This window comes from Pseudomonas sp. Irchel 3F6 (assembly GCF_900187595.1).
Classification (GTDB): domain Bacteria; phylum Pseudomonadota; class Gammaproteobacteria; order Pseudomonadales; family Pseudomonadaceae; genus Aquipseudomonas; species Aquipseudomonas siliginis.
This window is the reverse complement of sequence record NZ_FYDP01000002.1, coordinates 216,030-235,888: the sequence shown is the minus strand read 5'-3', so window position 1 is coordinate 235,888 and position 19,859 is coordinate 216,030. Positions and strand designations below refer to the sequence as shown.

19 protein-coding genes and 1 pseudogene are annotated in these 19,859 nt (G+C 61.0%); 8 read left to right on the top strand and 12 right to left on the bottom strand.

All coding sequences use genetic code 11. From position 1 onward, the window contains the following. Nucleotides 1-25: 25 nt before the first annotated feature. Genes CKW30_RS07115 through CKW30_RS07095 form a run of 5 tightly spaced genes read right to left on the bottom strand, consistent with a single transcriptional unit; the run spans nt 26 to nt 3,791 of the window. On the bottom strand, nt 26-1,015 hold the full coding sequence (locus CKW30_RS07115; protein ID WP_095180409.1) for a FecR family protein: 990 nt from the start codon (nt 1,013-1,015) through the stop codon (nt 26-28). Further along, the gene (locus tag CKW30_RS07110; protein WP_071174434.1) at nt 1,012-1,578 is read right to left on the bottom strand and encodes an RNA polymerase sigma factor; all 567 of its coding nucleotides are present in this window, start codon (nt 1,576-1,578) and stop codon (nt 1,012-1,014) included. Before CKW30_RS07110 ends, CKW30_RS07115 begins: the two co-directional genes overlap by 4 nt. A gap of 1 nt (nt 1,579) precedes the next feature. Continuing rightward, a complete protein-coding gene (locus CKW30_RS07105; protein WP_095180408.1) occupies nt 1,580-1,906 on the bottom strand; it encodes a DUF3325 domain-containing protein in 327 nt (108 codons plus the stop codon). Then, nucleotides 1,906-3,489 carry a PepSY domain-containing protein gene (locus CKW30_RS07100; RefSeq protein ID WP_095180407.1) on the bottom strand — a complete coding sequence of 528 codons (1,584 nt, stop codon included), beginning with the start codon at nt 3,487-3,489 and terminating at the stop codon, nt 1,906-1,908. The genes CKW30_RS07105 and CKW30_RS07100 overlap by 1 nt, the downstream gene beginning before the upstream one ends. Then, entirely contained in the window at nt 3,486-3,791 is a 306-nt protein-coding gene (locus CKW30_RS07095) for a DUF3649 domain-containing protein (protein ID WP_095180406.1), read from the bottom strand. The genes CKW30_RS07100 and CKW30_RS07095 overlap by 4 nt, the downstream gene beginning before the upstream one ends. Nucleotides 3,792-3,937: 146 nt before the next feature. Between CKW30_RS07095 and CKW30_RS07090 the strand changes: the two genes are divergently transcribed. From CKW30_RS07090 to fecA, 3 genes are all read left to right on the top strand, one after another. Then, on the top strand, nt 3,938-4,468 hold the full coding sequence (locus CKW30_RS07090) for a sigma-70 family RNA polymerase sigma factor (protein WP_095180405.1): 531 nt from the start codon (nt 3,938-3,940) through the stop codon (nt 4,466-4,468). Continuing rightward, the gene (locus tag CKW30_RS07085; RefSeq protein WP_095180404.1) at nt 4,465-5,397 is read left to right on the top strand and encodes a DUF4880 domain-containing protein; all 933 of its coding nucleotides are present in this window, start codon (nt 4,465-4,467) and stop codon (nt 5,395-5,397) included. The genes CKW30_RS07090 and CKW30_RS07085 overlap by 4 nt, the downstream gene beginning before the upstream one ends. Nucleotides 5,398-5,575: 178 nt before the next feature. Beyond that, on the top strand, nt 5,576-7,909 hold the full coding sequence (fecA, locus tag CKW30_RS07080) for a TonB-dependent Fe(3+) dicitrate receptor FecA (RefSeq protein ID WP_095180403.1): 2,334 nt from the start codon (nt 5,576-5,578) through the stop codon (nt 7,907-7,909). 682 nt (nt 7,910-8,591) lie between these two features. Here fecA and CKW30_RS07075 read toward each other — a convergent pair. After that, nucleotides 8,592-8,999, bottom strand: a complete 408-nt coding sequence (locus tag CKW30_RS07075; protein ID WP_016771629.1) for an HPF/RaiA family ribosome-associated protein — start codon at nt 8,997-8,999, stop codon at nt 8,592-8,594. Nucleotides 9,000-9,199: 200 nt separating this feature from the next. Then, entirely contained in the window at nt 9,200-10,147 is a 948-nt protein-coding gene (locus tag CKW30_RS07070) for a LysR substrate-binding domain-containing protein (protein ID WP_016771630.1), read from the bottom strand. A gap of 135 nt (nt 10,148-10,282) precedes the next feature. Here CKW30_RS07070 and CKW30_RS07065 point away from each other — a divergent pair, with 135 nt between their 5' ends. Beyond that, complete coding sequence (locus CKW30_RS07065; RefSeq protein WP_095180402.1) at nt 10,283-11,659, top strand: L-serine ammonia-lyase; 1,377 nt, start codon at nt 10,283-10,285, stop codon at nt 11,657-11,659. Between the two features lie 263 nt (nt 11,660-11,922). Then, nucleotides 11,923-12,240, top strand: coding sequence for a DUF3509 domain-containing protein (locus CKW30_RS07060; RefSeq protein ID WP_016771632.1), 318 nt, complete (start codon nt 11,923-11,925; stop codon nt 12,238-12,240). Here CKW30_RS07060 and CKW30_RS07055 read toward each other — a convergent pair. Beyond that, nucleotides 12,237-12,737 (bottom strand): phosphate-starvation-inducible protein PsiE, encoded by a 501-nt coding sequence (locus tag CKW30_RS07055; protein ID WP_039759287.1) that lies wholly within the window; start codon nt 12,735-12,737, stop codon nt 12,237-12,239. The two genes, CKW30_RS07060 and CKW30_RS07055, sit on opposite strands and share 4 nt — an antisense overlap. Before the next feature lie 347 nt (nt 12,738-13,084). On the opposite strand from CKW30_RS07055, the pseudogene CKW30_RS07050 reads away from it, so the two are divergent. Beyond that, nucleotides 13,085-13,339 (top strand): annotated as a pseudogene (locus tag CKW30_RS07050) (YebG family protein); the annotation flags it as partial. A gap of 155 nt (nt 13,340-13,494) precedes the next feature. Here the strand turns inward: CKW30_RS07050 and CKW30_RS07045 are convergent. After that, on the bottom strand, nt 13,495-14,514 hold the full coding sequence (locus CKW30_RS07045; protein ID WP_041479665.1) for a Glu/Leu/Phe/Val dehydrogenase dimerization domain-containing protein: 1,020 nt from the start codon (nt 14,512-14,514) through the stop codon (nt 13,495-13,497). 184 nt (nt 14,515-14,698) lie between these two features. Between CKW30_RS07045 and CKW30_RS07040 the strand changes: the two genes are divergently transcribed. After that, nucleotides 14,699-15,502: a transglutaminase family protein gene (locus CKW30_RS07040; protein ID WP_095180401.1), complete on the top strand. Its 804-nt coding sequence runs from the start codon at nt 14,699-14,701 to the stop codon at nt 15,500-15,502. A gap of 139 nt (nt 15,503-15,641) precedes the next feature. Here CKW30_RS07040 and maiA read toward each other — a convergent pair whose 3' ends face one another. The 3 genes from maiA to hmgA are packed head-to-tail and all read right to left on the bottom strand — an operon-like array spanning nt 15,642 to nt 18,902. Next, the gene (gene maiA / locus CKW30_RS07035; RefSeq protein WP_056782996.1) at nt 15,642-16,277 is read right to left on the bottom strand and encodes a maleylacetoacetate isomerase; all 636 of its coding nucleotides are present in this window, start codon (nt 16,275-16,277) and stop codon (nt 15,642-15,644) included. 12 nt (nt 16,278-16,289) lie between these two features. Then, entirely contained in the window at nt 16,290-17,594 is a 1,305-nt protein-coding gene (gene fahA / locus CKW30_RS07030) for a fumarylacetoacetase (RefSeq protein WP_056782995.1), read from the bottom strand. Nucleotides 17,595-17,597: 3 nt separating this feature from the next. Beyond that, the gene (gene hmgA, locus CKW30_RS07025) at nt 17,598-18,902 is read right to left on the bottom strand and encodes a homogentisate 1,2-dioxygenase (RefSeq protein ID WP_095180400.1); all 1,305 of its coding nucleotides are present in this window, start codon (nt 18,900-18,902) and stop codon (nt 17,598-17,600) included. A 163-nt stretch (nt 18,903-19,065) separates the two neighbouring features. Between hmgA and CKW30_RS07020 the strand changes: the two genes are divergently transcribed. Continuing rightward, nucleotides 19,066-19,845, top strand: coding sequence for an IclR family transcriptional regulator (locus CKW30_RS07020; protein ID WP_095180399.1), 780 nt, complete (start codon nt 19,066-19,068; stop codon nt 19,843-19,845). Nucleotides 19,846-19,859 lie beyond the last annotated feature (14 nt).

Genomic DNA, 19,859 nt, shown 5'->3' with positions numbered 1-19,859 from the left:
CCTGCTCGCGAAGAGGCCGGCAGCCTCAGCGCAAAATAATCAACTGTCCCATCACCCGATGCTGCTCAAATCCCAGTACCCCTTGCAGCGAATTGAGCACCGCCTGCGGATCCTTGCTCGGGAAACTGCCGCTGACCTTGCGCGCCGCCAGCTCATCGTTGAGCAGCACAATCCGCCCCGGGTAATAGCGGCGCAGATCCTCGACGACATCGGCCAGCGTGGTCTTGTAGTAGGTCAGCCAACCCTGACGCCAGGCCAGTTGCGCTTCACTGTCCACGGGATGCAGTTTTTCCGCAGTGCCGTCGGCATAAGCAACTTGCTGACCAGCAGTCAGAATCTGTTGTTGACCGTGCTCATCCGCCGTCACCGCGACACGTCCGGACAATACCGTCACTTGCGCGCCATGAGGTTGCCGGCGTACTTCGAACTGGGTGCCCAGCACCCGCGCCTCGCCCTGCTCCGCCGCCACCACAAACGGATCGCCAGTGTGAGTGACGCTGAAGAAAGCAGCGCCGCGAATCAACTGCACGCGGCGCTGACCGTGGCTGAAATCCACAGCAATCGCACTGTCGGCATCCAGTGTCACTTGCGACTGATCGGCCAGTGTCACCGTGCGAATTTCCCCCGGTGCCGAGACATGATCAGCGCGCAGATCGTCGAGCCAGCGCTGCGCCTGCCACCCGGTGCCGAGGCTGACCATCAGCAGCAGACACGCGGCCAGCGCCAGCGCTCCAGACCAACGCAACATCGGGGAACGACGCGGGGCGTCCATCGCCTGCAGATAACCTTGCAGCGCGAACGCATCTTCATCGGCCAGCGTGCGCGCGGGGCTTTCGCTGAGTTCCCAGATCACCTGCGCCTGCGCATACGCTTCGGCATGGGCCGGATCGGCGCGCAGCCATTGGCTGAAGGTCAGTTGATCGCCAGTGCTCGGGCGGTCGTGCAACAGGCTCAGCCAGGCCAGCGCGGCCTGCTCCTGGGCCGGCGTCGGTGTGATCGGATCGGATGGCTTCACGGTGCTTTCCCTGGCAGGCGTGGCGCGGGGTCGCGCAGGCTGGCCTTGCAGGCCTCGAGGGCGCGCATCATATGTTTTTCCACGGCACTTTGGGACAGGCCCATGGCCTTGGCGATGTCGGCGTACTTGCGCCCGTGAATGCGATTGAGCAGAAAGATCTGCCGGGTACGCTCGGGCAAGGCGCGCAACGCGGCTTCGACATGGCGCAGATCGTTGCCCGCTTCCAGCGCGGCCTGAGGCTCACTGCCGTGGCTGTCGGGTTCGTCCGGCTGCCAGCCTTCGTTGACCCGCGTGCGCGTGCCTTCGCTGCGCAAATGATCGATGGCGATGTTGCCGGCGCAGCGCAGCAGATAGGTGCTGAGTTCTTCGACCTGGACCAGCGGCCGACGCCAGAAGCGCAAAAACAGATCCTGGACCAGATCCGCCGCCGTCGCCCGACAACCGACGCGGCGGTTCACCAGCGCCTCCATTTGCGCACGCTGGGACAGAAACACCTGAAGAAAATGCGCACGCGCGCCACGCGCTTCATCGTCACGCGATTCTGGCGGCAGACCGATCAGCACTTCAGCACTGCGCCCAGGCGGCGACCGGGCTCGCCAGCAGGCTCAACCCGGCCAGTGCCATGGCCTGACGCGGGCGATACGGCAGCAACAGCACCAATGCCAAAGCACTGAGCATCAGCACCGCGAACCAGTCGACCAGACCGAAACTCCAGCCATTGGCCGCCACCGCCGCCCACAGCGAAAGCGCCAGCAACAGCCATCCCGCCACCGCCAGACCCTGACGGCGGCGCGTCGACGGTTTGGCGCCGAGCAATTCGGCATGATGGCGTGGCATCGACAGGCACAACGCGGTGAAGCCGGCGTAAGTAAGCAACAGGGCCAGCAGCATCAGTTGGCACCCTGTTCGACAGTGATCGAGCGAGGCGAAGAACTTGCTTTGCGAACGCTGACGCGGTCGCCCGTACGCTGCATCTTGCGCGCAGCCCAGCCGAGGAAAAGCCCCGTCGCCAGACAAGTCAGATCAAATCCGGCCAGTGCCCAGTCGCGCTGCATCAGGGTCGCGCCAAGATTCCACGGTGTGGTCAGCGCATTGATCAGCGGCACCGCGATAAACAGCGCAGCGCCGAGCGTCAGCTGTTCGATCCAGGCCTTGCGTCCCGGACGCAACACCGCGTGCAACAGGCTAAGCCCCCACGCAATAAAAAACGCATTTACTTCCCAATCGGCCCGCCCCGCCAGACTCACCGGCAGCAGTCGATTGGCCAAAAAGAACACCGCCACCGCCGACACCAGGCCGGCCATGCTGGCGATATTCAGCACCTCGACCAAGCGCAGTTCGAACGGCAGCGCCGCGCTTTTCATGTGTTTGAGCTGCCGCTTGCCGAGCCAGATCACCAGCCCGGTGCCGATCATTGCCGTGCCGGCCAGCCCGCAAATGAAATACAGCCAGCGCAACAGCGGCCCGGCGAAATGGCCCATGTGCAAACCGTAGAACGCGCCACCCACCACCATCGCCATGGGTTGATCAGGGGTGCTGCTCAGAAGCTGCCCGGTGACGCCATTGAACGTCACCGCCCGGCCGAAATCATGCACCACCCGATCGCCCGCGCGGGACAGCACCACCGTGGCGCTGGCATCGCCCGGGTTGCTTACCGACAGGCGCGCGGTATGGCCGCCCGACCACTGCTCGCTGGCCTTGGCCAGTAGCGGCGCCATGGCGGTCAGCGGCGCGGCGATATCGGCGCGCTCGGGCGTCTTCGAGGCGGGAAAGACTTCGTCGTAGAACTTGCGCACGTCGCTGCCGTAAGAGGCGACGATGCTCGCCGGCATCACCATCGACATGAAAATCACCAGGCTGCTGTAAGTGATCATCAAGTGAAACGGCAGCACCAGCACACCCACGGCGTTATGCCCGTCGAGCCAGGAACGCTGGCCCTTGCGCGGGCGGAAGGTGAAGAAGTCCTTGAAGATTTTCTTGTGGGTGATGATGCCGCTGATCAACGCGACGAACATCACCATCGCAGCGAGAGTCGCCAGCCAGCGCCCCCACGGATAAGGCATCTGCAACTGGAAGTGGAAACGGTAAAAGAACTCGCCGCCCATGCTTTCGCGGCCCTGTACCTCGGCCCCGGTTTGAGCATCGAGGGTTCGGGATTCGAAGCGGCCGCGCTCGCCGGGTTTGCCCGGCGCCTGCTGCCAGCGCACGGTCAGACCGGGGTCGCGGGCATCGGGCAGATCGATCAGCCAGCGCGAGGCACCGGCGGCGTGTTGTTGTAGATAATCTTGCGCCAGCGCCAGGCTCGCTTCGCTATCAAGCGAATGCGCAGCGATTTCCGGCTGCATCCAGTGGCTGATTTCGTCTTTGAAGTAAGCCAGCGTTCCCGTGAGGAAAATCGCGAACAGCAACCAGCCGAACACCAGCCCGGCCCAGGTGTGCAGCCAGGCCATCGCCTGCCGGAACCCTTCCTTCATGCCAGCCCCAGACCGCGCGCGGCACCGGAAACGGTGGCGAGAATCACGCTCGGCACCAACAGGCCGACCCACGCCGACCACGCGCTGCGGCAGGCAAAACACCAGAGCACGGCAACCAGATAGACCAGAAAGGACACGGTCATGCCAGTGACCACCGCTTCGGCGCGGTTCAGCGGCAGCCACAACGTCAGGGTGACACTGGCCAGCGCCGCGACCAGATAGCCGCCGAAAACCGCCGCCAGCACTCGCGAAGTGACGGCCAGACGATAGGACATGGGAAGGGTGGCGTGTTTGCCTTTCATGTTTCGACCCTGAAACGAAAAACGTCCGGCCGACAAGCCGAATCTACAGGCGAGCAATATTAATGATAAATATTCTCATACGCAAAAGCATCTGATTGCCGGACACTGTCGCCAGCCTCTACAATGCGAACCGTTCTTGTTCTCTAATGCACGTTCTCTACGCAAGTTTTGCGTCCGGAGTCATTTCGTTGCCGCCCGCCCATCCCGTCGAATCGCTCTACCACGCTCATCACAGCTGGCTCACCGGCTGGTTGCGGCGCAAGCTCGGCTGCCCGGACAGCGCAGCGGATCTGGCCCAGGACACGTTCATCAAGGTGCTCACCGCCCGCGAGCCACCGGTGATCATCGAACCGCGCGCCTTTCTCACTACGCTGGCCAAGCGCGTACTGTTCAACCATTACCGGCGGCAGGATCTGGAACGCGCCTACCTCGAGACACTGGCGCAGATGCCGGAAATGGTCGCGCCGTCGGAAGAGCACAAAGCGATCATCCTGCAGACGCTGGTCGAACTCGATGAGCTGCTCGACGGTTTGCCGCGCCAGGTCAAACGCGCCTTCCTGCTCGCTCAGGTCGATGGTATGACTTATCCACAGATCGCCGCAGAACTGGGAATCTCGGTGGCCACGGTCAAACGCCATCTGAACAAAGCGGCCATGCGCTGCTATTTCGCCCTGTGAATCGCGCGCCGGATTTCTCCGCGCAAGTCGCCGAACAGGCGGTGCACTGGCTGCTGGAAATGCAGCAGGGCACGCTGACCTCGCGCCAGCAACAGGCCTGGCAACAATGGCTGGATGCGCATAGCGAACACCGCCGGGCGTGGGAACACATGCAACGGGTCAACCAGCGCTTGCGCGGCGTGTCGTCGCCGTTGGCCCACGCCGCGTTGAACGGACCGAAGTCTGGCAGCCGTCGTCAGGCGCTGAAAATGCTGCTGATTCTCGGTGCAGGCTCAGCGGCGACCTGGGGCATGCGCGAGCACACTCCGTTGCCGTCGCTGCTCGCCGATTACCGCACGCCGGTCGGCCAGCGACGCAAGATTGCCTTGGGCGGTGCCGATTCGTTGCAGCTCAATACCGCCAGCTCGGTTGATGTTGATGGTGCGCAGCGGTTGATTCGTCTGCTCGAGGGCGAAATGCTGTTGAGCGCTGCGAATCCGTTCGAGATACGTACGGCACACGGCGTGCTGAAAAGCCAAGGTGCGCGCCTCAATGTGCGGCAGTTTGTTGATCACACGCATATCGCGCTGTTTGAAGGACGAGTCGAACTCATCGCCAGCCAGCGCGCGCCCCTGCTGCTGCCGATCGCGCGGCAGTTGAGTTTTACTGCCAGCTCGGTCAGCGCCCCCAAACCGCTGGACGCCAACAGCGGCGCCTGGAGCGACGGCATGCTGGTCGCCGCCCATATGCGCCTCGGCGATTTCCTCGAAGAGCTTGGCCGCTACCGGCGCGGGCAGCTGCGGTGCGACAGTCAGGTTGCCGATCTGCTGATTTCCGGGACGTATCCGCTGGATGACAGCGAGCGGATTCTCGACCTGCTGCAGATCAGTCTGCCGGTGCAAGTGAAGCGCTTTACCCGTTATTGGGTGAGCGTCGAAGCTCGGGTTTAGAAAGCAAGATCAAAAGATCGCAGCCTTCGGCGGCTCCTACATTTGGAATGCATTTTTTCTGTAGGAGCTGCCGAAGGCTGCGATCTTTTGATTCTGAAAAAATAAATGAGCCGTTTTTCAGATCTGGCGTGACAGAGAAGGAAAGCCCCCTTGATTCCACCTTCTCAGGATCATCCACATGCAGCCCACCCGCCTTACGCCACTGGCCCGCAGCCTGCGCAATCTTCTGCTCGGCGCTAGCCTGAGTTTCACCGCCCTGCCCGCTGCGCTGGGCGCCGAAGCCAAGGTTTATCACATCGCCCCGGCGTCGCTGGAAACCGCGCTGAACCAGTTTGGCCGTGAAGCAGGCGTGCTGATTTCCTTCGGTTCGCAAGTCACCAGCGGCGTGCAAAGCCGTGGTCTGGAAGGCAATTACACCGCGCAACAAGGCCTCGATGCCTTGCTCGAAGGCACCGGCCTGCAAGCCCGCGCCGAGGGTAATAACGCCTTCAGCCTGCAACCGCTGGCTGACGCGGCGCTGGAGCTGGGCACCTCGACCGTAGTCGGCGACTGGCTCGGCGATGCGGCGCAGATCAATGTCTTCGAACACCCCGGCGCGCGTGATGTGATCCGCCGCGAAGAGTTCGAACGCCAGGGCGCGACCCAGGCCCGCGACGTGCTCAACCGCATCCCCGGTGTGAATGCGCCGGAGAACAACGGCACCGGCAGCCACGACATGGCACTGAACTTCGGCATTCGCGGTTTGAATCCGCGCCTGGCCGCACGCTCGACAGTATTGATGGACGGCATCCCGGTGCCGTTCGCGCCGTATGGTCAGCCGCAGCTTTCGTTCGCGCCGATCAGCATGGGCAACATGGATGCCGTGGACGTGGTGCGTGGCGGCGGTGCGGTACGTTACGGCCCGCAGAACGTCGGCGGCGTGGTCAACTTCGTCACCCGGGCGATTCCCGACGAGCCAACGGTCAAGGGAGGTTTGCAGACTGAAACCAGCCCATCGTCGAGCCACGACGGTTTCAAGACCAGCGCCAATCTGCTGGCCGGCGGCACCAACGCCAACGGCCTCGGTGGCGCCTTGCTGTACTCCGGCACCCGTGGTGGTGACTGGCGTGAACACAGCGATACCGAGATCGACGACCTGATCCTCAAGGGCAAGTACCAGCTCGACGACGCCAACAGCTTCAACGCCATGGCCCAGTATTACGAGGGCAAGGCCGACATGCCCGGCGGTCTCAATGTCGCCGATTACGATGCCGATCCGTATCAGTCGACGCGACCGAAAGACCAGTTCTGGGGGCGCCGCACGATGTTCAACTTCGGCTATCGCTATCAGCAAGATCGCCGCGAGTTCACCGCCAACACCTTCTTCACCAAAACCCTGCGCAGCGGTTATCTGGATCAGGGCACGTTTCTTTCGCTGTCGCCTCGCGAGTATTGGGTGCGTGGTCTGGAAACCCGTTTCGCCCAAGGCTTCGACCTCGGTCCGAGCAGCCACGAAGTCGGCGTCGGCTACCGCTACATCAATGAGGCCGGCCACGAACTGCGCTATCGCACGCCGATCAGCGCCAACGAATACCCGACCACCAGCAGCCGCAACGACCGCGACACTCGCGGTGGTACCGAAGCCAATGCGTTCTTCGTCGATGACCGCATCGACATCGGCAAATGGACCATCACCCCGGGCGTGCGCTACGAGATGATCGAGTCGCAGCAGACCAACAACCTGACCAACGTCAAATACAAGGGCGACTACAACACCGCGCTGCCGGCGCTGAACGTGCTCTATCACCTCACCGACAGCTGGAATCTGTATGCCAACACCGAAGGCTCGTTCGGCAGCGTGCAATACAGCCAGATGCCCAATCGCGTGAGCAGCGGCGAGGTGAAACCGGAAAAGGCCCGCACCTGGGAACTCGGCACGCGCTATGACAACGGTGCCCTGCGCGCTGAAATCGGTACGTTCCTGATCAACTTCGACAACCAGTACGAAAGCAACCAGACCAACGACTCGGTGATCGCTCGCGGCGAAACCCGCCATCAGGGCATCGAGACCAGCGTCAATTACGCGCTCGATGACTTGAGTCCGGCGCTGGCCGGTTTCGATGTCTACGCCAGTTATGCCTATGTCGATGCGACCATTCGCGAAGACGGGCCAAACAAAGGCAATCGCGTGCCTTTTTCCTCCAAGCACAAAGGCACGATTGGCGTCGGTTATACCGAAGGGCCATGGAAGCTGAATCTGGACAGCAGCTTCCAGAGCGACCAGTTTGCCGACAACGCCAACACCTCGAAGGAAAGTGCCGATGGCAGCACCGGCAAGATCCCTGGCTACATGCTGTTCAGCAGCCGCGCCGGGTATGACTTCGGACCGCAACTGTCGGATTTGAATGTGGCGGTGGGCGTGAAGAACATCTTCAACACGCAGTACTTCACACGCTCGTTCGATGACAACAACAAGGGCAAGTACGTGGGAGAGCCGCGGACGGTTTATGTGCAGACGTCGGTGGCGTTCTGACCCCACCACATCGAAGATCAAAAGCCCCTCACCCTAACCCTCTCCCAAAGGGAGAGGGAACTGACCGAGGTGTATTTACGATTTACGCTCGCCTGCAATATCGAGCCGAACGCTGGACTTGAAAACAACCGGAATCGGCCCCCTCTCCCAGAGGGTGAGGGACTGACCGAGGTGTATTTACGATTTACGCTCGCCTGCAATATCGAGCCGAACGCTGGACCTGAAAACAACCGGAATCGGCCCCCTCTCCCAGAGGGTGAGGGACTGACCGAGATGTATTTACGATTTGCGCTCGCCTGCAATATCGAGCCGAACGCTGGACTTGAAAACAACCGGAATCGGCCCCCTCTCCCGGAGGGTGAGGGACTGACCGAGGTGTATTTACGATTTACGCTCGCCTGCAATATCGAGCCGAACGCTGGACTTGAAAACAACCGGGATCGGCCCCCTCTCCCAGAGGGTGAGGGACTGACCGAGGTGTATTTACGATTTACGCTCGCCTGCAATATCGAGCCGAACGCTGGACTTGAAAACAACCGGGATCGGCTCCCTCTCCCTCGGGAGAGGGCTGGGGTGAGGGGCTACGGTCTTAAACCCTGCGAGCAATCACCAACACCACAAACAAAAAACGGGCCTGCATCAGCAGGCCCGTTCTCCTTTGGTTACTTGTGAAATCAGCGCATCAACTGTTGATCGCTGCCTGTTCGTTCTCGTCAAATTCTTCCGCCAACAGCTTGTCGTTGGCTTTGCCGGTAAATGGCACTACAGCGGCGCGTGGTTTACCTCGCAGTTTGCCGAACAGATGATCCAGTTTGTGCTCGAGTTTCTCGGCAGCACCGTCGATCGCCTGTTCCAGCGAATCGGCTTTATGGGTCACGGAAATCGGTTGGTGGCCTTTTGGCCGCGCTTCCAGTTGGCAGCGCAAGTCATGGGGACCTGGTTTCTCGCCGTTCTCGTCGCTCAGATGGACTTCGACACGGGTCAGGTCTTCTTCATAACGGTCGAGCGTGCTCTCAATAGTTGTACGTACCCACTCCTCCAGTCGCTTACTGCTTTGAATATGGTTATCACTGTTGACTTGGATTTGCATAGTTCATCCCTTATTTCAGCTAGCTCGCTGGAGGCCTTGAAGTGAATTTCCTGACCTCCTGGTTACAACAATCGGCCCGAGCGACGAACATTTCAACCCCTGAAAAAAGAAAAATATTCATTCGCAAAAAAAGCCGGACAACCGAGCGAGGCGCTGTTAATGTCGGGAGTTGGGTCGACCCGCTCCGCAGAAAAATCTGCTCACATCTGTTGCTCATTCAGCGGGTGCAGGCTGCGAAAAATCCCCGCCTCCTCCACCAGCCAGTCATGCACAGCGCGCACGCCCGGATGGCTCAACGCCCCCGGCGCATATAGCAGCACGTAGCGTTTATGGTTGGGCACCGACAACCCGAACGGCACAATCAAAGTGCCGCGCTCCAGCTCATCATTGAGCAACGTGCGCCGGGCAATCGCCACGCCCATACCGGCAATCGCCGCTTCGATGGTCAAGTGATTGCGATTGAACGTGTGGCCGCGCCGCACATCGGCGCCTTCGAAGCCGATCGCATTCAAATAGAACTCCCATTCCGCGTATTCGTAACTGCCACGCCAGGCGGTGATGTCGTGCAGCAACGGGAAATGCACCAGATCCGCCGGCCCGTGCAACGGCGGTCGCCCACGTAACAGGCTCGGCGCGCACACCGGGAAAATCTGCTCGTCGAGCAAGGCTGTGGATAACAATCCGGGGTAACTGCCATCGTTGAGGTCGATGGCCAGATCGAAATCGCCTTCGTGCAACGGCACGCTGCTGTCCTCGGCCACCAGGCGCAACTGGATGTCCGGAAAGCGTTGCTGCAAGCGCGGCAGGCGCGGAGTCAGCCACTTGCCGAGAAACGACGGGATCGACCGCAACCGCAGAGTTCCGCTGATCATCCCCGCGTCCAGCCGGCGCAGCTCCGCATCGATGCTGCCATAGGCTTCATTGACAGTAATCGCCAGCCGCTGCCCCTGCGCGCTCAACTCAACGCCCCGCGCTCGCCGATGAAACAGGCGAAAACCCAGGCGCTCTTCCAATTGGCGGATCTGCTGGCTGACCGCGCCCGGGGTGATGTGCAGCTCTTCGGCACAACGGGTGAACGACAGGTGCCGCGCGGCACAGGCAAACACCTGCAGCCAGACGTAGGTCTGGGCATGCAATTGACGACTCATTGTTTAGTCCTGCTAAAGGCTGTCTTAGGAGGTTTCGTTGGTCACCTCGAAGCGAGGCAGGCAGTATCGCCGACATTGCGCTTGTCCGACAAAAAATGGCAGCGATTCCTACTCCATTGCTTGTAAGGGTTTAGCATGGCTATCAGTGTTTTCGATCTATTCAAAGTGGGCATCGGCCCGTCCAGTTCCCATACCGTCGGCCCGATGCGTGCAGCGGCGACCTTTGCCCAGGCCCTGATCGACCAGCATCTGCTCTATGACGTGCGACGGGTGGAAATCCGTCTGTACGGCTCACTGTCTGCGACCGGCGTTGGCCATGCCACCGATCGCGCGACGGTCATGGGCCTGATGGGCGAGTGGCCGGACAGCATCGATCCTTCGACCATCGATCCACGCATTCAGCAACTGCGCGAAACCGGGCAATTGTCCCTCGCCGGTCAACGCTCGATTGCGTTTGACTGGCAGAGCGATCTGCTGCTGCTCGACGAGAGCTTGCCCTACCACCCCAACGCCATGTCGCTGAGCGCATTTGGCGAAAGCGCCGAGCTGTTCGCGCAAACCTATTACTCGGTGGGCGGCGGTTTCATCGTCGAAGCGGCTGAAGCCGAGTCTGGCGTGGCGCCAACCAGCGACGTGGTGTTGCCGTACGATTTTTCCAGCGCCGCCGAACTGCTCGCCCTCTGCAAACAACACAATCTGCGCGTGTCCGAACTGATGATGGCCAACGAACGCGCCTGGCGCAGCGATGCCGAGATTCGCCAAGGCCTGCTGCACATCTGGTCAGTGATGCGCGAGTGCGTCGAACAAGGTTTGCGCCACGAAGGCATCCTGCCCGGCGGTCTGAAAGTACCGCGCCGCGCGGCGAAACTGCATCGCAGCCTGTTGGAAATCGGCAAACCGAATGTGATCAGTTCGACCCTGTCGGCGATGGAATGGGTCAACCTGTTCGCCCTTGCCGTCAACGAAGAAAATGCCGCCGGCGGGCGCATGGTCACCGCGCCGACCAATGGCGCCGCCGGGATCATTCCGGCCGTTCTGCACTACTACATGAAATTCAATCCGGATGCGTCTGACGATGACGTCGTCGCGTTCTTTCTCGGTGCAGCCGCCGTCGGCATTTTGTGCAAGAAAAACGCCTCCATCTCCGGTGCCGAGGTCGGCTGTCAGGGCGAAGTCGGTTCGGCATGCGCAATGGCCGCCGCCGGCCTGGCCGACGTCCTCGGCGCGACACCGGAGCAACTGGAGAACGCTGCCGAAATCGGCCTGGAACACAACCTCGGCCTGACCTGCGATCCGGTCGGTGGCCTGGTGCAAGTGCCGTGCATCGAGCGCAATGCCATCGCGGCGGTGAAGGCGATCAACGCCACGCAAATGGCCCTGCGCGGCGACGGTAATCACTTTATTTCCCTCGACCGGGTGATACGCACCATGCGCGACACCGGCGCCGACATGCACGACAAGTACAAGGAAACCTCGCGGGGCGGGCTGGCGGTGAACTGGGTGGAGTGCTGATCGGCCTGACTGCACTGTCAGCGATCATCCGCTCATTCCTGCCCTGAAAATGCGCCACAAAAAACGGCGAGCCCCGAGGCTCGCCGTTTTTTTCGCCATGTTTATTGTTCGACAATTTTTCCGGCATGCCCCTTGCTACATCACCCTTGAGGCAAACGGACATTGCAAACCTCAGCGAACGAGATGCCAGTGGTCTGGTGTTGCGAACCAAATCAGATCATGGCCGGTCAACAACTGCACGTTCAATCAGGCGGTGACGCATCATGGACAACCCATTTCAGATCATTACCGATGCTTTCGCGCCGGACTATCAGATCAATCTGAGCATTCAGGGCCTGGACGGCAGCATCATGCTGACCCTGTCCAACGCCGGCCGCATTGTGGCCAAGCGCATGATCAGTGCCGAACAGCGCAACGATCCCGAGCGTTTGAAGAGGCTGGTGCAAAGCATCCAGTTCGGCATCGCCATCGAACAGGGCCACAGCGCCATGTCGATTCTCGAAGCCATGACCAGCGGCGCCGGGCTCACCCCGCCACCGCCACGCGTCAAGGGCCAGCCCGGCCAGGCGGCGGGCCTTTAAAGCTCGCCCTTCTCCACTTCAGGATGTTCGCTGGAGCCCGTGCCGAGCTTGCGCTGCGGGTTCTCGATCTTCACTGAGGGGAATTGCGACGAAGCGTAACGCACCACCAGGATCGCAAACGCCAGCAGCAGAATGCCGCCGCACAGGTAGATAATGCCCATGTCCGGCGGGTTGTGGTGCGAGACGTTGGAGATCAGCAGGCGCGTCAGTGCAGTGATCGCCACGTAGATCAGGAAGCGCACCGGCATGTGGTTGGTCTTGAAATAAATCCCGACCATCGCGCCCAGTTCCAGATAGATGAACAGCAACAGAATGTCATCGATCTTGATGTGCCCGACTTCGAGCATCCCGAGAAACTCCATCACCGCCGCCCACGCTGTCACCGCACCGATGGCGAACAGCGCCAGATAGTGAAAGGTTTCGACGAACAGGTTGCCCAGGGACTCGGCCAGTTGATGCACGTTACGCCGCAGTTTCTCGGCCCAATTTATTTTCACGATGAGTTTCCTTAGCCCGTTTCGGGCGGATGATGCGTATCGCACGTGACGGTTTTGCGCGCGCGCCTTGTAGCAACGGTTTTCATGCAGGTTCAGGGCCACGCATCATGGCGATCCGCCGCAAATCCCGCGCCGTGGCGTTTGGTCGCAGGCTCGCGGCTTTGCACAATCCCCGTGGGAGCGAGCCTGCTCGCGAATAGCAGCCACACCGTACCCCTGACAAACCCCAAATCCGGTCTACATTGAAAAGCCACTACCCATGGCGCAGGGATTCGCTTATCCTTTTCGCTGTATATGGATACAGTAGTCGTCAAGACAACTTAATGTGAAGGCATGTGAGGTGGTGAATGGCCGTCGAAGTGGTATACCGCAGCAGCCGAGATCTGGAGCGCTTGTTCATGGATAAAGCCGAAGCTGATCGTCATGACAAAATGCTCGAACTGGCCGAATATCTGGCCGATGTGCTGCAAAAAGCCGTTCCGTCCCTGACTGAACAGCAAGTGGAAGAAGCCGGGATCTACATGGCGAAGAATCGCGATGTGTTCGCCAGAGCGTTCAAGAGCCAGCCCGATGCGCTGTCGGAGCTGATCAATGCGCCGGCCGAGCCTGTCGAAAAAGCTGAAGCGGCAGAACCTGATGAGGCGCCGGCGAAGCCAGCCAAACCAGCGAAAGCGCCGAAGTAATTAGAAAGATCGCAGCCTTCGGCAGCTCCTGCACTCGGAATGTAGGAGCTGCCGAAGGCTGCGATCTTTTGCTTTCAGCGATACAAAACCTTTTCGGCCAACTCATCCGCCACCCGCGCCGGCGAACGTTTTTCCGCCTGAGCATGGGCGAAGACTTCGGTCAGCCGCGAACTGATTTTCGACAGATGCGCCGTAATCGTCGGCAACTCCTCACCGCGATGTTTAAGCGATACGTAAATCAGCCCGCCGGCATTGATCACATAATCCGGCGCATAAAGAATCCCGCGCCGTTCCAGTTGATCCGCCACATCCAGATGGGAAAGTTGATTGTTCGCCGAACCGGCCACCGCCGAGCAGCGCAGCTGTGAAACGCTGTGACTGTTGAGCACACCGCCCAACCCGCACGGCGCGAGAATGTCGCACGGCGTGCTGAGCAATGCGTCGTTGGCGATCGGGTGAGCATTGAGCTGCTCCATCGCCAGTTGCACCTTGCCGTGGTCGATGTCACTGACGAGCAACTCGGCGCCTGCCGCGTGCAGTTGCTCGGCCAGCGCAAAACCGACATTGCCAAGCCCCTGGATGGCAACGCGCAGACCTTCGAGGTTGTCGCTGCCCAGGCGCGCCATCGCCGTGGCGCGTATGCCGGCGAACACGCCCATGGCCGCATGCGGCGCCGGGTCGCCTGCCGAAGTGGTGCTGGTAACGTGGCGGGTCTGCTGGGCAATGCAGTCCATGTCCGCCACTGACGTACCGCTGTCGATGGCGGTGATATAGCGGCCGTCGAGTTGCTCGATGCAACGTCCGAAAGCCTCGAACAACGCGGCGCGATTCTCGACATGGGCCGGGCGCACGATCACCGCCACCCCGCCACCTTGCGCGAGGCCGGCGAGCGCCGCTTTGTAGCTCATGTTTTGCGCCAGGCGAATGGCGTCCTCGACCGCAGATTCGTCGTTGGGATAGGCAAGGTAACGGCACCCACCCAGGGCTGGCCCCAGATGGCTGTTATGAATGGCAATGACCGCCTTCAACCCGGTGGCCGGGTCCACGCTCAGGTGCAGCGATTCCAGGCGAGTGCTTTGCATGAGAGCGAACATCGACAGGCTCCCGAATCACTTCTTGTAGAACGCCAGTATAGGCTTGCCCCTGAAAATTGCTGGCGCACACCGGCATGAGCCGCCGAGCGGACAATGCTGCGCCGCTATAACTCGCGCTCAGTGAGCCCGGCACTGGACGAACAACCCGGACGGGGCTAAAACGAGGCATTGGAGGGAGATTCAGATGAGTGCGCGCCAACGCTTTTTCGAATGCCTGCATCGTTCACCGCCGGCCCTGCTGGAAGCTGCGCTGTGGATAAGTGCCGAGCACGACAAAACCCTCGAGCCCGAGGCATGGTTGCGCACCTTCAAGGATCTGCAACTACGCGTCAGCTATGGGCTGCCGATGCTGCCGGTCAGCGAACTGGCGCAACCGCTGTTGCGACGCATGGTCGATCTCGGTTTCGCGCAGGATGATTTCCTGCCGCTGCGCCCGCAGGCGGCGCTGCTGCATCGCGTGTTGCACACCCAACGCGGTCAGCCGTTGGCATTGGCGTTGATCGCACTGGAATTGGCGCGTGGGTTGGAGATTCCTCTGGTCGGGGTCAACTTCCCCGGACATTTTCTGCTGCGGGTACCCGGCGCCGACCACTTGCTCGATCCTTGCGGCGGGCGGCGACTGTATCCCAATGACTGCCGAGAACTGTTGCAACGCCAATACGGGCCGAACATGCAGCTCAGCGCCGAACATTTGCTGAGCGCAACGCCGGTGCAGATGCTGCAACGTCTGTCACGCAACCTGCGCCAATTGCACCTGACCCACGACGATCACATCGCCGCGCTGATCGACGCAGGACGAGTGCTCGAACTGGGCGATGCGAAGGCCTCCGATTACATGGCCCGGGCCAGTCTGTATCAACGGCTGGATTGCCCGAACGCTGAACGCTTCGATCTGGAGCATGCATTATTGCTCAGCGAAGACCCGATCCAGCGCCTGCGCCTGACCGAACGCCTCGGCCATCTGCCGCCCAACTCCGTCGTGCATTAACTACCTTCCGCAGGCTGCCACCATCCTTGAGGCCCACACAAACCTGTGTGGGAGCGAGCCTGCTCGCGAAAGCGGTGTGTCAGCTGAATGAAAGGCCACTGACACTCCGTCTTCGCGAGCAGGCTCGCTCCCACAGGAATTACGGGGTGTCTGGTTGATTGGCAGGATGCGCCTTGATAAACGCCGGATGTTCAGCCGCCAACGCAGCCACACGGCAAATTTTCGGATACGCCTCCAGGCTGACGTTGAACCGCTCAGCCGCATACAACTGCGGAATCAGATACACATCTGCCACGCACGGCCATTCGCCAAAACAGAAACCGCTGTCGCCGATCAACTGCTCCACCGTTGCCAGCCCTTGGCTGATCCAATGGCTGATCCACTCCACCACTTGCGCCTCATTCTGCCCCGCCTGGCGCAGGCGATTGAGCACGCTGACGTTGTGCAGCGGGTGCACATCGCAGCCGATCACCGCCGCGACACCGCGCACCTGCGCGCGCGCCAGCAGATCATCCGGCAGCAACGGCACCTGCGGGTATCGCTCTTCCAGATACTCGATGATCGCCGGCGATTGAATCAGCAGCGCACCATCATCGGTGCGCAAGGTCGGCACCCGGCCCTGCGGATTGAGCGCCAGATACGCCGGTTGCCGATGTTCACCGCCCGACGGTGCGATCAGGTTGACCGGCAACGCCTGGTAATCGAGGCCCTTCAACGCCAGCGCAATCCGCACCCGGTACGATGAAGTGGAACGGTAATAGCCATAAAGATCCATAAGCCGCTCCTGTCAGCGCGCAGCGATCACGGTGCCGCGACATTCGCCGAAGCCGATCGAGGCAAAACCGTCGCGGGCGCAGCGGGCACGCAGGATGATTTCGTCACCGTCCTCAAGGAATTTGCGCACTTCGCCAGAAGCCAGTTCGATCGGTTTCTTACCGCCCTCAGTGATCTCCAGCAGGCTGCCGAACTGACCGTTTTCCGGCCCGGACAAAGTGCCCGAACCGAACAGATCGCCGGCCTGCAACTGGCAACCGTTGACGCTGTGATGCGCAACCATTTGCGCGACGGTCCAGTACATGTAGCGGGTGTTGCTCAGGGTTAAACGATGGGCGGGCAGGTTCTGCTCGCGCATGGTTTCGGTACGCAACAGCACTTCCAGCTCGATGTCGAAGGCGCCGCCATCCTGATCGCGCTTGTCGAGCAGATACGGCAGCGGCTGCGGATCACCTTCAGGGCGCGCCGGTTGCGCCGTGCGGAATGGTTCCAGTGCTTCAGCCGTCACCACCCACGGCGAGACGCTGGTGATGAAACTCTTCGACAGGAAGGGGCCGAGTGGCTGGTATTCCCAAGCCTGGATATCCCGCGCCGACCAGTCGTTGAGCAGGCAGAAACCGGCGATGTGCTCGGCAGCGTCACCGATGGCAATCGGCTCGCCCATCTCATTGCCCTGGCCGATCCAGATACCCAGTTCCAGTTCGTAATCCAGACGCGCGCATGGACCGAATACCGGTTCGGTCTGGCCGGCCGGCAGCGTCTGGCCTTTCGGCCGGCGCACGTCGGTGCCGGACGCTCGCACCGTGGAAGCGCGACCGTGGTAACCGATCGGCACGTGCTTGTAGTTCGGCAGCAGCGGGTTATCCGGGCGGAACAGTTTGCCGACGTTCTGCGCGTGCTCGATGCCGACGTAGAAGTCGGTGTAATCGCTGATCCGTGCCGGCAGGTGCATCTGGCAATCGGCAGCCAGCGGCAAGAGTTTCGCGCCTTGCGCTTCGATGTTGCCGCGCAGGGTGCTGCCTTCACTGAACAGTTCGATCAGGCGTTCGCGCAGGGCCACCCGCGCCTCACGGCCAAGTTCAAAGAACGCGTTCAACTGCCCGCCGTGCATGGCTTCCACCGCACTGCGTGCGACACCGTCGAACAGACCGGCCTCAAGCGCCACTTGCAAATCGAAGATGTGCTCGCCGATCGCCACGCCAGCGCGCGGCGCAGAACCCTTGAGGCTGAACACGCCCAGCGGCAGATTCTGCAAGGGGAAATCGCTGTGACCGTTGGCCGAAGCGACCCAGCTGCGGGGGATGGAATTCTGTGTCATGGGTTATCTCCGGGTCGGGTCGAACGTGGCGGGCAGCGTCGCCCAGCAAGCGTCGTAACTGGGTTGCAACTGTGGGCATTCGAGGGCGAAACGACTTGGACGAAGCACTTGGCTGGTCTCGAACATGAAGGCCATGGTGTTATCGATTTTTGCAGGTGCAAGCTCGGCGTTGATCGCCCTGGTGCAGGTTTCGCCGTCCGGGCCGTGGGCGCTCATGCAGCTGTGCAGCGAAGCGCCACCGGGCACGAAGCCTTCGGCCTTGGCGTCGTATTCGCCCTGGATCAGACCCATGAATTCGTTCATCAGGTTGCGATGGAACCACGGTGGCCGGAAGGTCTTTTCGGCGACCATCCAGCGCGGCGGGAAGATCACGAAATCGAGGTTGGCCAGACCGTGCACGCTGGTCGGCGAGGTCAATACGGTGAAGATCGAAGGATCGGGATGATCGAAACTCACCGTGCCAATGGTGTTGAAACGGCGCAGGTCGTATTTGTACGGCACGTTGTTGCCATGCCAGGCGACCACATTGAGCGGTGAGTGATTGAGTTCGGTGGCCCACAACTGGCCAAGAAATTTCTGCACCAAAGTAGTCGGTTGCTGCAGGTTTTCGTAGGCAGCGACCGGGGTGAGGAAATCCCGTGGATTGGCCAGACCGTTGCTGCCGATCGGCCCCAGATCCGGCAGGCGCAGCGGCGCGCCATGGTTCTCGGCGAGGTAGCCGCGTACCTGTGGATCGAGCAGTTCGACGCGAAATTTCAGGCCACGCGGCAGAACGACGATTTCCAGCGGTGCCACTTCGAGTACGCCCAGTTCGGTGGCGATACGCAGGCGACCGAGTTGCGGCACCAGCAGCATTTCCCCATCGGCGTTGAAGAACACCCGCTCCATCGAACGATTGGCGGCGTAGTTATAAATGCTGATGCCAGACGGTTTCTCGGCGCCGGCGTTGGCCGCCATGCTGACCAGGCCATCGATGAAATCCGTCGGTTCGGTCGGCAGCTCCAGTGGATTCCAGCGCAGACGATTGGGGGTTACTTCACCCAACGGTCCGCCGGCGAGTTGCCGTTCCAGTTTGACGAACGCCGGGTGATTGGCTGATGGCTGGATCCGGTACATCCAGGTACGCCGCGCTTCGCTGCGCGGCATGGTGAAGGCGGTGCCGGAGAACAGCTCGGTATACAGGCCGTACGGGGCTTTCTGCGGAGAGTTCTGGCCAACGGGCAGCGCGCCGGGCAACGCTTCAGTGCTGAATTCGTTGCCGAAGCCGGACTGGTAAACCAGGTCCTGCGCGGTTGAATCGGGGTTCATGGAGCCTCCTGAACAGGGAGTCGGCAGTGGCCCATCGCTCTGGCTCAGAGTTCTCGGCACGCCGGGGTTGTTATTATCGTAATCTGATTACGCATAACGTAATTTGCTCGCTATCCAGCGTCAAGCTATAAAGACGCCCATTCGAACCGGAACCGCCAGCCCCATGGAAAAAACCAGCGACAGCAACGGCAAACAGAAAGTCCGCTCCGCCGAAGTCGGCACCGACATCCTCAAGGCTTTGGCCGAGTTGTCACCGTCGACTTCGCTGTCGCGTCTGGCCGAACATGTGCAGATGCCGGCAAGCAAGGTGCATCGCTATTTGCAGGCGTTGATAGCCTCCGGATTTGCCGAACAGAACACCGCCACCAACCATTACGGCCTCGGTCGCGAAGCACTGCGCGTGGGCCTGGCCGCGCTCAACAGCATGGACGTGCTGAAAGTTGCCGCCCTGCCGCTGTCCGAGCTGCGCGATGAACTCAACGAAACCTGCTTTCTCGCGGTGTGGGGCAATCAGGGCGCAACCGTCGTGCACATTGAATCGGCGGTGCGCGCGGTGACGGTGGTGACGCAGTTGGGTTCGGTGCTGCCGCTGCTCAGCTCGTCCACCGGGCTGGTGTTCAGCGCTTACCTGCCGCACCGGGAAACCGATGAATTGCGCGAGCAGGAGATCGCTGTCGCGGAGCATCCCCTCAAGGACGAAAAAGCCTATGCAACGCTGTGTGAACAGATCCGCGAACGCGGTCTGCATCACGTGCATGGTCTGTTGATGCCGGGTGTGGATGCGCTTTCTGCGCCAGTGTTCAACGCGGTCGGGCAGATCGCTGCGGTGCTGACCATCGTCGGCCCGACCTCGCTGTTCCACGCCGACGAAAACGGCCCGGCGGCGCAGCGGTTGTTGGCTGCGACGCGGGCCGTGAGCTGGCGCATGGGTTACGAAAGATAAATCAGACTATGAGC